General features: G+C 40.2%; 13 protein-coding genes. 9 read left to right on the top strand and 4 right to left on the bottom strand.

The window, feature by feature from the left end:
- Positions 1-30 precede the first annotated feature (30 nt).
- Positions 31-852 (top strand): phosphate ABC transporter substrate-binding protein, encoded by an 822-nt coding sequence (locus tag L7A31_RS02025; RefSeq protein ID WP_237359822.1) that lies wholly within the window; start codon positions 31-33, stop codon positions 850-852.
- A gap of 73 nt (positions 853-925) precedes the next feature.
- On the opposite strand, the gene L7A31_RS02020 is transcribed toward L7A31_RS02025, so the two are convergent.
- Together L7A31_RS02020 and L7A31_RS02015 are read right to left on the bottom strand one after the other, a co-directional pair.
- Positions 926-1,603 (bottom strand): MaoC family dehydratase, encoded by a 678-nt coding sequence (locus L7A31_RS02020; protein WP_237359821.1) that lies wholly within the window; start codon positions 1,601-1,603, stop codon positions 926-928.
- A gap of 372 nt (positions 1,604-1,975) precedes the next feature.
- Positions 1,976-2,311 (bottom strand): hypothetical protein, encoded by a 336-nt coding sequence (locus L7A31_RS02015; protein WP_237359820.1) that lies wholly within the window; start codon positions 2,309-2,311, stop codon positions 1,976-1,978.
- A gap of 278 nt (positions 2,312-2,589) precedes the next feature.
- On the opposite strand from L7A31_RS02015, the gene nfsA reads away from it, so the two are divergent.
- Positions 2,590-3,312, top strand: a complete 723-nt coding sequence (gene nfsA / locus L7A31_RS02010; protein WP_237359819.1) for an oxygen-insensitive NADPH nitroreductase — start codon at positions 2,590-2,592, stop codon at positions 3,310-3,312.
- A gap of 36 nt (positions 3,313-3,348) precedes the next feature.
- Here the strand turns inward: nfsA and L7A31_RS02005 are convergent, their stop codons facing one another.
- A complete protein-coding gene (locus L7A31_RS02005) occupies positions 3,349-4,182 on the bottom strand; it encodes a DUF6279 family lipoprotein (protein ID WP_237359818.1) in 834 nt (277 codons plus the stop codon).
- 309 nt (positions 4,183-4,491) lie between these two features.
- On the opposite strand from L7A31_RS02005, the gene L7A31_RS02000 reads away from it, so the two are divergent.
- The 6 genes from L7A31_RS02000 (at position 4,492) to L7A31_RS01975 (ending at position 10,762) form a co-directional block, all read left to right on the top strand.
- Positions 4,492-5,184 carry a response regulator transcription factor gene (locus L7A31_RS02000; RefSeq protein WP_237359817.1) on the top strand — a complete coding sequence of 231 codons (693 nt, stop codon included), beginning with the start codon at positions 4,492-4,494 and terminating at the stop codon, positions 5,182-5,184.
- A complete protein-coding gene (locus L7A31_RS01995) occupies positions 5,165-6,481 on the top strand; it encodes a sensor histidine kinase (protein ID WP_237359816.1) in 1,317 nt (438 codons plus the stop codon). Before L7A31_RS02000 ends, L7A31_RS01995 begins: the two co-directional genes overlap by 20 nt.
- A 181-nt stretch (positions 6,482-6,662) precedes the next feature.
- Positions 6,663-7,034: a cystatin domain-containing protein gene (locus L7A31_RS01990; RefSeq protein ID WP_237359815.1), complete on the top strand. Its 372-nt coding sequence runs from the start codon at positions 6,663-6,665 to the stop codon at positions 7,032-7,034.
- Between the two features lie 359 nt (positions 7,035-7,393).
- Entirely contained in the window at positions 7,394-8,758 is a 1,365-nt protein-coding gene (gene glpT, locus L7A31_RS01985) for a glycerol-3-phosphate transporter (RefSeq protein WP_237359814.1), read from the top strand.
- Between the two features lie 14 nt (positions 8,759-8,772).
- Positions 8,773-9,843 (top strand): glycerophosphodiester phosphodiesterase, encoded by a 1,071-nt coding sequence (gene glpQ / locus L7A31_RS01980; protein WP_237359813.1) that lies wholly within the window; start codon positions 8,773-8,775, stop codon positions 9,841-9,843.
- Between the two features lie 190 nt (positions 9,844-10,033).
- Positions 10,034-10,762: a prephenate dehydratase domain-containing protein gene (locus L7A31_RS01975; protein ID WP_237359812.1), complete on the top strand. Its 729-nt coding sequence runs from the start codon at positions 10,034-10,036 to the stop codon at positions 10,760-10,762.
- 18 nt (positions 10,763-10,780) lie between these two features.
- On the opposite strand, the gene L7A31_RS01970 is transcribed toward L7A31_RS01975, so the two are convergent.
- Entirely contained in the window at positions 10,781-11,011 is a 231-nt protein-coding gene (locus L7A31_RS01970) for a hypothetical protein (RefSeq protein WP_237359811.1), read from the bottom strand.
- An 89-nt stretch (positions 11,012-11,100) separates the two neighbouring features.
- Between L7A31_RS01970 and L7A31_RS01965 the strand changes: the two genes are divergently transcribed.
- Positions 11,101-12,450: a hypothetical protein gene (locus tag L7A31_RS01965; protein ID WP_237359810.1), complete on the top strand. Its 1,350-nt coding sequence runs from the start codon at positions 11,101-11,103 to the stop codon at positions 12,448-12,450.
- Positions 12,451-12,528 lie beyond the last annotated feature (78 nt).

The following is a 12,528-nucleotide window of genomic DNA, read 5'->3' as shown; positions in this document are numbered from 1 at the left end:
TCAAACTTATATTTCAATTTTAGGAACCTTATGCTTAAGAAAATCGGATTTGGCTTTTTGGTGGTAATACTTATGACCTCCAAAGTTTTAGCTTCTGAAATCATCGTCTCCGGCTCTACGTCAGAAGCTCGTCTCATGGACGTATTAGCAGAGCGTTACAATGCGCATCATGCAGATCCGTATATCGCAGTACAAGGCATAGGCTCTACCGCTGGGATTACGTTGGTGCTCAAAGATATCGTCAACATTGGTATGAGCTCTAGATATTTAACTGAGCAAGAAGATAACCCTGACCTATCCGTCAATACTATCGCGTATGACGGTCTAGCTATTGTCGTTAACAACGCTAATCCAGTAAATGGGATAACTCGCGAACAGCTTTACGACGTGTACAAAGGTAAGATCACTAACTGGAAGCAACTGGGTGGCATCGATCAAAAGATTGCAGTAGTGACTCGAGAATCCTCTTCCGGTTCACGTTATAGCTTCGAAACTCTATTAGGTCTAACAAGAGTCATCAATAACAGACTTGTGTCTGACATCAACCCCGACAACCTCGTGGTCAATAGCAATAGTATGGTAAAGACTTTAGTCAACCATAATAAGCAAGCCATTGGTTTTATATCTATGGGGTCAGTAGATAGCTCGGTAAAAGCAATAAACTTTGACGGTACTGAAGCAACCGAAAAAACCATATTGGACGGTAAATATGGTCTCTCTCGCCCGTTTTTGATTTTATACAAAGAACAAAAGATTGATGAACAGGAAAAGCGTTTTATCCAGTATCTATTTTCTGAAGAGGCAAGAAAGTTAGTTGCCGAATACGGCTACGTGCCAGTCAAAAAGCAGTAATTCACCAGAAAGAAATACAAGTATGCTGAGTTCAAATAAAACTCAGCATACTCAAGCTTTAATAAGGTAGAAATTAGAAACGAAGTTGAATGACAGAAACAGCGATACAAGCGGGTCTGCGAATTCCTTCGATCTCCACTCGAATTTCTCTCTCAATTTCTAGGCCTTTTCTAATTGGCGTGATTTTAGAGAGTGTGCTTTTAGCACGAACACGACTACCAGACTTTAGTGGGTACGGAAAACGTACTTGGTTTAATCCGATATTGACAACCATTTTAGCAGTCGGAAATAACGGGTTTTCTGGATCGACACTATCCGTCAATTTAGGCAACAAAGCCAAAGTCAAAAAGCCATGTGCTATAGTCGTCTTGAAAGGAGATTCAGATTCAGCGCGCGAAGGATCCGTATGAATCCATTGCATATCTTCAGTAACATGACCAAATTGATTGATTCGTTCTTGATCTATCGACGTCCAATCACCGACATGAATAACCTCACCAACTTTCTCGCTAAGTTCATCATACAACTCTTGAGCAGCCGGTTTTAACACGATAGGTTCTTGAATTGGTCCATCTTCATTATTTGCCGGTTGCTGAAAATCTCTAACCCAAGCAAGAAAATTCCTGCCATGAGTTTTATTTAGAAACTCACCCCAGTAACCACGAAGCATAGGAGACATTTTCTGAACAAGTTCAGAGTGGTGCTTTGAGATAGATTCACCATGATGCTTTAACAGATTCGCGACTTTCATAGAAACCCTCAGAAATAAACCAAACGAGCTGGTAATCTTCTAATTTTGAAGCAGTTCACAGATATACGCAATAACTTTCGAGCGTACAAGCGTTAACAAATACATTATTTTTACTTAAATCACAAACACTTAGTAATAAAACATTATTTTATTAGACAGCATACTTTAGAGTTTTTACTTTACTTTTTGCAATCTATTCGTTTCATTTACACCTATTTAACTTCTCATTTTTGCAAAATCTAACACGTCAAGCTTTGCCAAATGTCTATTGTTCAACTAATGTCACTTGACAACTTTGTTGCATATTAACGTGTGCTATCTTAAATTTTCGTGTTTCCAGATGTTCATTTTGACGACTAAATGCAAGTAGAGTTAGCTTAATGGCTCCTGTGCTTTTCTTCCTCCCGGTCGATATTTGTCCATTACACTGTCTAAGGAGTCGTTAGTAATAGAAGGATTCGCTTTTTGTAAACAGCTTAATAGGACTTTCTTATTTGCATGTACACGTTGTGTAGATTCGGGACGATTGCCTCCAGGAGTTGGGTTTACATTGCTAAAGCAATCAACAAACTGCTGCTCGGTCACTCCGAGGTCATGGCTAATTTCTTTAACTGGACGTTTAGGGTCATTTTTCATCACTGGCGGCGCTGCAAGAACAGAGATAGAAAAAGAGCAACAAAGTAAAAAACTTAACGATTTTAACTTCATACACGCACCTTTTAGCTATATTGAAGTGGGTTTGATAGAAAATATTCGACTTAGTAAATAGCTACTAAAGCCCGACTGTCTAACTTAACTATATGGGCTGTTACATTATTTAATTTACCCTCAACAAACCTTTTTGCTTATAAAAACATGATGTTGTCACTTTAATTTGAACTGATGATCACATTAATTGAAGCAAGAAATGACAAGCCTGTATTTTAAACGATAAGTAACATTACAAGTCTCACGAGAAAACTAATAATTTTATAAGTGGAATAATTATGAACTCAGTTATAGAAACCATTCTTTCACATCGCTCCATTCGTAAGTTCACCACACAAGAGATTGCTTCAGAGCACCTAGAAAGTATCATTCAGTCAGGAATTGCCGCCTCTTCTTCTAGCTTGCTACAAGCTGTGTCGGTGATTAGGGTTACCGATAATGCTAAGCGACAGAAGCTAGCAGAACTCGCGGGAAATCAAACATATGTTCACACTGCAGCAGAGTTTCTTGTCTTCTGCATCGACTTTAATCGACACAAAAATATTTGCTCTGATAGTAAGCTTGACTTTACTGAACTGACACTCATCGGCGCTATAGATGCAGGAATTATGGCGCAAAATTGCATATTGGCTGCTGAATCACTCTCTCTGGGCGGCGTTTATATCGGAGGGTTACGTAATAATGCTCAACAAGTCGATAAACTGTTAGAGCTTCCTATGCATTGCGCCGTATTATTTGGGCTCTGTTTAGGTCATCCAGACCAATCACCAGAACTTAAGCCCCGACTTCCCGCAGAAATCATTTTGCACGAAAATAAGTATCAAAAGTTGGATATGGATGGCGTCAAACAATATGACGATACCATGTTGGAATATTATGCACTGCGATCTACCAATACAAAGCAGCAATCATGGTCGGAGCAAATGCAATCTAAGCTCAGCAAGGAGTCACGGCCGCACATCAAAGGATACCTTGCAGATAAGGGGTTAGCGACTAAATAAAACCGTTTCAACCTCCTGAGGCTAAGTCGACGTGACTTAGCCATTCTGTAAATCGACAATAATTGCTCTCCAATCATTTAACTCGTTTCTCAGGTGTTTCATTTGGGCTTCGTTTATTGATTGAACAATTTCTACGATATATTTATTTGCAATTTTGAAGTTTTTCTCACGCTTGGTTTTCAGCGTCTTAGAAAGATAATTTTCGGGAAAATAAAGTAGCTGATTGAAATGAGTAATGAAGTACATTTGATTGTGTCTATTTTCAAGCAGCAACTTCATTTCATTTCGAAGTCGGGTTTGGTACTTAACCCACTCTGTACTCGTGCCGACAATATCATTTGACCAATTACTTATAATCTGTTTTTGCTGATCAGTTACTGCCCCCAGCCATTGCTCAGTAGCTTCCGTTATTCTTTCTGAGTAGATTTTGCGTGACTCTTCAGACGACCTTTTCTCTAATTTTTTGGCCCTCTTTTTATGCTTACTTTCAACACTCTCAAGAAACTCGTTGACTTGTTCATCAGATAAGCTTTGAGTCAATACAATGACATCAGGTGCCGCTTTTTGCATCATAGCGCGTGAGCGTTCACGAATGGACGATTGCAATCTTTCAAGGTCATTCTCTGTGAAGCTTTGTGGAGTCATCATGGTCAGTGTGTCAATTTGGCTAATGTATAGTCCTAGTTCATTTTCTCTATGCCATTGGCCAAATACCCTTACTCTTCTTTTTACCATCTCTTGCTGATCTCCCGTCAGCTCGACAAAGCCCTCAATGTATCTAACTGCCAACCAATCTGCATTGTTATAAGCGAGTTGAGTTCCGCACCCAGCGCACACTAAGCAAATAATGATAACTATCCACTTCTTCAAATCGTATCCTTACTCGAGTTTTATCATTTTTGGCTGCACACAACTCTTTCCGCATCTGGCGGTAACCAACCGTTAACCAGAGATTTTAAACAATAGCGCCACGATAGAAATTGATTACCATTAGTAATTATTAGCAAGCTTTACATTAGTCGCAATTATTACTAGAGTTCGCCTCTATCAGTATGTGCGCTACAGCTGCGTAAGTTTCTAAAAATCACTTTCCGCTGTATGTTTTTGATCCTTTTCTAAAAATGATGCTGAAATCTATCATCTATAATAGAGAAAAGTCCGGATTGCCAAGGATATTAAATGAGTTCATCTGTGTTGTTAGTCGAAGATGATATGGATTTAGCAGCGACTGTCGTGGATTACCTAGAGTTAGTAGGTATATGTTGCGATCACGCTGCGAATGGTACGGAAGGCCTATCCTTATTGGATAAATACGAGTTTGATGTCATTATTTTAGATATCAACATGCCCAAATTAGACGGTTTAACAGTTTGCAAGAGGTTACGCGAACAAGGCTCTAATATACCTATCATCATGCTCACTGCGCGCGATACGCTTGACGACAAACTCTTGGGCTTTGAAGCTGGTGCTGATGACTATTTAGTCAAGCCATTTGAATTACGCGAGCTTACAGCTAGGCTCAATGTCTTAAGCAAGAGAAACAGTGGGCAAAGTAACAAGCTATCAATGTTTGGTGTCGAAGCAGATTTCAGCCAAAAAACAGTTAAAAGAGAAGGACAGCTTATTCACCTATCTCCTATCGGTTGGAAACTTTTAGAAGTATTGATGAGAAAGTCACCTAATGTGGTATCCCGAGAAAAACTGTATTCATCCGTATGGGGTGATGAATGTCCAAATAGCAATAGCTTAAAAGTACACCTATTTAAGCTTAGAAAACAAATCGACAGCGACTTTGACAATAAGCTCATCAACACTATTGCTGGGCAAGGTTTTGCGTTTAGGGAAGAGGCGAATGAAAAGCCCGGTGACTAAGCCAGTATTTATTAAAAACACATTTACAAAAGCTCAAATAACAACGACTGTTATCGTTATTTTAACCTATACCTACATCATTGGCTGGTTTACTTTGCAAGGCTTCAAAGAGGCTCACTACCAATTCTTAGAAAATGAAGCGCAACATTTCTCCAAACTCTACGAGAAGTCGCCAAATACTCCTCTCCCCCATACTGCTAATATCTCCGGCTATCTCGGCTGGAGCTCTCTACCAGAATGGATAACAAGTACGATTTCTCCTCCCACGGATCTAACCAAAGTAAGTTTGAGAAGAGTTAGATACGTCGACGGCCACGTAACTCATGTTTTTTGGCCTGATAAGACAGTATTTCTACTTTCATATCCTTTAGGTGATGGTAAGACTCTTTTCCTAACGCGGATATATAACGTTCCAAGTGATTTGTCTTATTTTAGCGACAATAGGTTCGTCACGTTATTGCTGATCACATGGCCTATAGGGCTCATCATTGGTTTAATAATGCATTTAATGGCCCGTTTCTTTGCGCTTAAAACGCTTGGATTGTTGGCGAAGCTAGCAGACTGGGCCGACTCTCTAAAAGCCGAAGACATCAATAAACCTATACCTGATTTTGAATTCGAAGAGATCAATAGAATAGCTAGACATCAACAGTCCAGCTTCACCAAAATAACCCAATTGATTGAAAAGGAAAAAAGTTTTCTTCGTCATGCCAGTCATGAACTTAGAACACCGATTGCCATTATGCGCAATAACGGAGAGTTGTTGGAGAAACTGGCTGAAAAAGACAGAAAGTATGCGGCATCAATTGCAAGAGTAAACCGTGCGGCTCTAAACATGCAGCATATTACAGAGACCTTACTCTGGCTAAGTAGCGAAGATGAACGCCAGTTAGAAGTCGGCGTTGTCTCTATGGGTAGTCTTATCGAAAGCCTGATAGAAGATAACCACTATCTCTTGGAAGATAAAGTTATCCAAATTCAACCAAATATCTCAACCCAAGAGTTACGTATAGAGATTATTCCTTGCCAGTTGATTATTAACAACATCTTGCGCAACGCGTTTCAATATACGCAAAAAGGTATCATTAAAATTGACTACTCAAATCAATGCTTAGTTATAGAAAATAATTGTGAAAGTCCAAACGCTCAGCAATTGACTTCCAGCGACTATGGTTATGGGCTAGGGCTTCAGCTTGTTGAGCGCATTGTCTCAAAAATGCGCTGGCAGTATCAGCATGAGCCTGTCGAGGGTGGTCGCAAGGTGACGATTCACTTCCCTAAAAATTCAACTATTTAACTTCACAAACTCTGGCCGAAGTACTGGAAAATTTCATATAATCCTGACAGCTTTTGACGGACTCTTTACATACATATCAGTATGATTTGCTTCTGGTAGAATATCGACGGCAAGCAGAGACCAGTGGTTACAATAGAGACCTCAGTTTCACCACTTCTGCTCACATATGGACTAAATCAACATGAAAAAAATTATTGCTCTAACTCTTTGTACTGCGGCCTTAGCAGGCTGTGGGCAAAAGGAAGTAAAAAAAGTAGAGACTCCTGACGTGAAAAACCCTATTTGTGATACCACCGCTAATCTAGCAGGTGGCTGGCAGACAGCTGAAGTAACCCCAGATATCCACAAAGCGTTGCAGCTAGTGATGTCTCATATGGATACTAGCGCTAAGCTCGATAGCATCATTTCGGTACATTCTCAGGTCGTCAATGGTATTAACTATGCTATCGAATACCGCCTTTCGGACAACACCGTTTGGCATGTCATTGTATACCGTAGTTTAAAAGGCGAGTACACCATATCAAAGCCGCCGCAACAAGGACCACTATGCTAACGAGTGATCAAGTCCAATAGCTAGCACCCAACCTTCTTTAAGCTTCAGCTATATGCTGGAGCTTTTTCCATCACTCACCACACAAACCAAATCTCGCTCACTCGAAAGTGATTTATTTTCGATCACCACACCATCCCTCGTTATAAAAACTTATAATATTCATGATACCTAGATCTAACTTATTTGAATAAGTGCTTATACATAAATACTTCTACTACATTCGTCACAGAAAAGCCTGTGATTTTTTAACAAAATCCTCACACTTTCGTACGAGCATTCATTCTGTAAATATTTCTAGCTATGGATACTCAAACTTTTCGTACGTTTCTTATAAAAATGGACAATAATGAGGCGCATTTATGTTTGGTATATTTAAGCCAAAATCGCACTTACCCCAGTTACCTTCAGGTAAAGTAGATAGCACCTACACTAGACTTCGCTGGCAACTGTTTCTCGGAATATTTTTTGGCTACGCTGGCTACTACTTAGTTAGGAAGAACTTCAGTTTAGCTATGCCCTACTTAATAGAACAAGGTTATAGCCGAGGCGACCTTGGTGTAGCTTTGGCCGCAGTATCAATTGCTTATGGCCTTTCCAAATTCTTAATGGGCAGTGTGTCCGACCGCTCCGATCCTAGGTACTTCTTGAGTGCTGGCTTGTTAATGTCCGCGTTAGTAATGTTTTGTTTTGGATTCATGCCTTGGGCAACCGGCAGCATTACTGCAATGTTCGTTCTACTGTTTATCAATGGTTGGTTTCAAGGTATGGGCTGGCCGGCTTGTGGACGAACTATGGTGCACTGGTGGTCACGAAAAGAAAGGGGGGAAATTGTCTCGGTCTGGAACGTCGCACACAATGTTGGTGGCGGGTTAATTGGCCCAATGTTCCTGTTGGGTTTATGGATGTTTAACGACGACTGGCATACCGCTTTTTACGTACCAGCCTTTTTTGCCACGTTAGTTGCTGTTTTTATTTGGTTTACTGTGCGTGATACTCCTCAATCATGTGGTCTGCCATCTATCGAAGAGTATAAGCAAGATTTTCCTGACGACTATAGCGCATCACACGAGAAAGAAATTTCAGCTAAAGATATTTTCTTCAAGTACGTATTCAACAACAAACTCCTTTGGTCAATTGCCATTGCGAATGCGTTTGTTTACCTGATTCGTTATGGAGTATTGGATTGGGCTCCTGTTTATTTGAAAGAAGCAAAAGGCTTTAGCGTCGACAAGTCTTCTTGGGCATATTTCCTTTATGAGTGGGCTGGTATTCCAGGTACGCTACTTTGTGGTTGGATTTCAGATAAACTATTTAAAGGACGCCGTGCTCCTGCTGGCATTCTATTTATGGTACTTGTAACAGTCGCAGTGCTTGTTTACTGGTTCAACCCAGCGGGCAACCCGACCATTGATATGCTTGCTCTAATCGCAATTGGATTCCTAATTTACGGCCCAGTAATGCTGATTGGCCTGTACGCTCTAGAGCTTGCACCGAAAAAAGCGGCGGGCACCGCAGCCGGCCTAACAGGGTTGTTCGGTTACTTGGGTGGAGCCGTTGCAGCAAACGCGTTACTTGGTTACACAGTAGATAACTTTGGTTGGAACGGTGGCTTCATTGTACTAGTTAGTGCATGTATCGCTTCTATTGCCTGCTTGATATACGCATTTGTGGGCGAGATGTTGCATCACAAAAACAAACACCAAGCTACTGAGACCACTGCTTAAGTAAGGATATAAAGATGAAAACTCTAAAAGCGATCGCATTTTCTGCTTTACTGACTCTGGCTTCAGTCGCCCAAGCAAAGCAAATTGTTATCGCACATAGGGGTGCTTCCGGCTATTTGCCGGAGCACACAATGGCTGCTAAAGCCATGGCTTATGCTATGAAGCCAGATTTTATCGAACAAGACGTTGTCATGACCAAAGATGACGAATTGGTTGTTTTGCACGATCACTATTTGGATCGAGTCACTGATGTTGCGCAAAAGTTCCCTAACCGTGCTCGGCCAGACGGTCGCTACTATGCGATTGATTTTACCTTGGAAGAAATCAAAAGCCTAAATGCGACTGAAGGGTTTAATCTGGATAAAAATGGTAAACAAACACAAATTTTTCCAGAGAGATTCCCAATGTGGAAGTCTGAATTTAAAGTTCACACATTTGCTGAAGAAATCGAACTAATCCAAGGCTTAAATAAAACTCTTGGCTACGACATCGGAATCTACCCTGAAATAAAAGCACCATGGTTTCATCGTAGTGAAGGCAAAGACATAAGCTTAGCTGTTTTAAAAACACTCAAGGAATATGGCTACACGTCTAAAGATAGCAATGTATACCTTCAGTGTTTTGACCCGATTGAGTTAAAACGTATACACGATGAGCTTTTGCCGCACATGCACATGGACCTCAAGTTGGTTCAGCTTATGGCTTATAACGATTGGAACGAAACTATGATTCAAGAAAACGGTCAGTTTGTTCCCTATGACTACAATTGGATGTTCCAACCAGATGGTATGGAAAAGGTTGCGAAATACGCAGATGGAATTGGTCCATGGAAACCGATGTTAGTCGATGATGCATCGACTAAGGAAAATATTATCATTCTTCCACTGGTTGAAGCCACTAAGAAAGCGGGCTTAAAAATCCACCCTTATACCTTTAGATCTGATGAAGGTCGCATACCATCCTACGCGAATAGTTTCGACGATATGCTGGATATTTTTTACAACAAGGTGAAAGTTGATGGTGTTTTTACAGACTATCCGGATAAAGTCGTCAACTTTTTGCACTCAAATGATATAAGTAAATAGCTACTGTTGTTTATTGACTAAGCCACTCCTCAGTATGGAGTGGCTTATTATTTTGGCCAAAAAACATAAGTAAATGTGATTCAGTAATGCTCTAGTTTTAAATTAAAGACAAATTTTGTCATTGAACTTGGAGCTGCAGCTATTCTCTAGTACTTTGTTCTTCCGGTTCAATTTCAGCTTTAGGTTTTTTATGGTTTCCTTCAAAAAATTGGCTGTCGCCTTTTTATTGTCAGCCCCACTTGTCGCTCAGGCAACTCCAACCATCTATGTACAAGCCTCAAAAGGTAGCTTTAACGATGCCGCCCTACATCAACTGTTAAAAAAGGATCCGACGCTTAAAAGCAAAGTAATTTTTTCCGGCACGCCTCTCAATACATATCAACAAGCAAACGAAAATAAGGGGCGAGCATTTACTGCAATAGAGAACTCCACGATAAAGGGGAAACTAGTAGATGCCACTGTTAAAGCAATTGAACAATATAAAGTCACAAAACCCATCGCCTTTATTACAACTCCGATCGAAATGTGTGCATTCATGAACAAGCAAGACATTAAGGCTAAGCAACCAATTAAAGCGATAGCGTCCCACCCTGCGGCACTAAAAGAAGTCAGCAAGTGGAACCAGTCTTATGACGCAATGGAAATAGTGGTTCCGCAAGGTACAGCTTATGCAGCCAAACAAGTATCAATGCATAAATTCCCTAAAGGCACCGCAGCTGTTGGCGCCTGTGTATTAAACGAAATATACCCAAATCTAGTTAACGTAGCTGCAAATATTCAAAATGATGAGTCTAATCGAACTAGCTTCATGCTCGCAGAAGTGGTGAAACGTAAGCAACCTATTTCCTCTACTCAAGCGACTAAAGAGTTGCAGCAGATTATAAAAACAGCGAAAGATAGCCATAAGAACGTCTTATAATTACAAAACTGCCTAGAGCTAAAACTCTAGGCCTTCATTCGCAAAATCAAAGATTTGAATAACAGTATTATTATCATAAGTCCTTAATAAACCTAATTTCTTCGCAACTTTATTATTAATTGTTACACCTAGTGACGAATCACCCGCAAAAATAACATTTTTTTGTGCTAGATTTATATTTGAGCAAAAACTCTGCTTTAAGAAAGCACTCAACGATCTAGCCATATACGTAGATGTTGCAACGGCCAAAAATAACAACCCAATGCATTTAGAGTAGGACTACCACTGGCTAATTTGGAAGTAGTTGTAAATTAACCCGATATTAGAGGTAACTTGTTATGCCTACACCCCCACCTTTGAGACGATCTAATGCTATTACTGCTCCACCAGTATTAGCACCTGTGAATACCAGCAATACACTTCCCCCCATGTATAAAGACATGTTGAACCTTTTTTCAAACACGAGTATTGAAGGGCTAACGTTAATTGAAAAAGTTCAAACAGCAGTAGAGGGGTTATCTACCACCAATGATTTGGCCGACTCAATATCACAGGCTTCCAAAGGAAAAGATTTTTACGTTACTCAAGGTATTAACAAAGCCAAGTCTGGGGTCCAAGATTCTAAAGCCTACAAATATATAAAGAAAATTATCAAAGCGGTAAAAGACAAATTGCTGGAATTCTTCCAGCGACATGGTGGGGCAATTCTAGAGCATATCAAAGATGCAATAATATCTATGGTTCCCAAGCTCATCTTTAAAGTGCTTGAAGATGTTGCACCTATTTATGGCGATATAAAAAAAGCGGCAACAGCTATATACCCTGTTCTACAGAAGTCTGTTACCTACTATAAAACACGCCACTTAGGTAAAAATGCGGCCTACGCAAGTGCCGAAGATGTGATAGAAACTGTTAGAGCTGAAGTCGCATCGGTAGCCATTGAAAAAGGTGTTGTAGCGTTAACCTCTATCGGCTCGATATTCATCGATGTAGGTAGTTTAGGTATTTCTTCCACAGTAACTACAGTCCTAAAAGCGGTAAAAGCAGTATTTGATTTCTTGAAAGGGCTATTTGACCGATACATGATGGTAAGAAACTTTAAAAAATTTAGACAGGAGTGTATTAACCTGAAGCTAAAAGCTGGCACATTAACTGCCACTCGGTTTAAGAAGTGGCTACGAGAGCAAATGGAGACGATACCGATCCTAGCTAGTTATATTGTGTGTATGCCTTGCTATAGTTCACCTTACAACTTCTTAGATATTGTCAGTGCAAGACCAAATCCACCATCTAAAACGACACGCCTATATCGTAGAATTAAGAAAAAATTCAGCCGCAATACAGGGCCAGTCGATCCAATCTTTTCACACCAAAAAGACCTACTTTCAGCTTATCGGTCTTTGCAAGATGAGGCTAGAGCATTTATCTCCCAATGCCCTATTCAATTAACCAGTGAAAAGCCCGGTGCGATGCAAGTGTTGAACGCTGCTCGAGGTGAAACCAACTTTATTCCAGGTACAGATGAAGATGCTTTCAAAAAAGCAGTTAGGAAGCAGAAGATTCAAAACTTGTTGGACGGCACGACCATTAAAGAGAAAATATCCGAAACCTTTACTGTTTCCAATATGGCCTCTTCTGCATTCGGCCAATTTGATTCCTATATGGACTCATTAAACGAAGAAGGTTAAATATCACCCTGCCAGCGAAGGCTGTGGTTTATATACCACAGCCTTTTTTATTGCCAGTCTACCTATTAGTGATGAGAG

It is taken from the genome of Vibrio marisflavi CECT 7928 (assembly GCF_921294215.1).
Classification (GTDB): domain Bacteria; phylum Pseudomonadota; class Gammaproteobacteria; order Enterobacterales; family Vibrionaceae; genus Vibrio; species Vibrio marisflavi.
This window is presented reverse-complemented; position numbering and strand designations above follow the sequence as displayed.